The following is a 1065-nucleotide window of genomic DNA, read 5'->3' as shown; positions in this document are numbered from 1 at the left end:
CATTGGTTTTCTCCGGTGAATAGGGGGAAGTCCCAATGACAAGTGTGGCAATTATGCTAGAGGTTGCTAGCTCCGCGTAGCGGCTTTGTTCAACAATTTTGTATACGACATTTGTCGTTTTATAAACCGACAAATGTCCATATATTACGTTGTATCTATTTTAGCCACGAAATAGCTCCATGTAAACAAATGGTTAATATTGAGCCGGTTTTTATAATTGTAGAAATATACCAAAATGGTAGAGATCAGTAATATTGGACAAAATAAAAATCACTGTCTGTATTTACAGCATTTATTAACCTAGGTAACCACCTAAATTAATAACACAAGACGGTGTTATTAATAACAAGTACTGACTAGCTACTTATCGCTCATTACTGTCTGTTTAATAAAATAAGCCTATTCATTAAATCTATAAACACACACCAACGATGACAGTACCGATTAGTGAAAATATAATGGTTTATTAATACAAAATTGCACGTTATTGTTTAGTGCTTAACACTAAAAAATGATAAATAAATGGCTTTTTATATTCTAGCATTGTCAATATTATGCGTTTTTTCTCGCCGCAATATTTTTATAATGCGACAGCCCCTTTGGCACTGCTTGATGGTTTTGAGTGTTATAAGCGCTTATGCTGAAGGTTATATAAATTTATATGCACTGCTGAGTACTGGGCTTTATGTTGCTTTATATCACTGTGCGATAAATACAAAGCGAGCAATAATACGCGCTATATTAAGCACTGTTTTTGTTATTACCTCATTGGCATTGGCACTTCATTGGGTGCCTGGCTTTAACAATCTCCCTATTGTTATAAATGAGCGTATTACCAGCGATGCGATTGCTTTTACCCTTTATGCTAATTTTGATAAGGCAATGGCTGGGTTATTTCTTTGTGCTTACTTTTTTTCGAACTTAGATTCAAGTAAAAAACCTTTAAAAACAGCTCCTAAAAATCCTGATTTACTAGGGGCTGTTGATCTTTGTAGTATATATATTAATCAGCCCACATTGGTAGCCACATCATAGTAAATGCTAAAGCGAGCATGGAATGATAAT

The 1065-nt window shown here is 34.4% G+C and carries 1 protein-coding gene; it reads left to right on the top strand.

Going from position 1 to position 1065, the window contains the following annotated elements:
* Positions 1-612: 612 nt before the first annotated feature.
* Entirely contained in the window at positions 613-1035 is a 423-nt protein-coding gene (locus GQR56_RS21190) for a hypothetical protein (RefSeq protein ID WP_240920965.1), read from the top strand.
* Positions 1036-1065 lie beyond the last annotated feature (30 nt).

The sequence above is a fragment of the Pseudoalteromonas sp. Z9A5 genome (genome assembly GCF_011378875.1).
Classification (GTDB): Bacteria; Pseudomonadota; Gammaproteobacteria; order Enterobacterales; family Alteromonadaceae; genus Pseudoalteromonas.
This window is presented reverse-complemented; position numbering and strand designations above follow the sequence as displayed.

Excerpts from the sequence above, each read along its gene's own strand:
- GQR56_RS21190 (WP_240920965.1), top strand. The coding sequence starts at position 613 with ATGGTTTTGAGTGTTATAAGCGCTTATGCTGAAGGTTATATAAATTTA.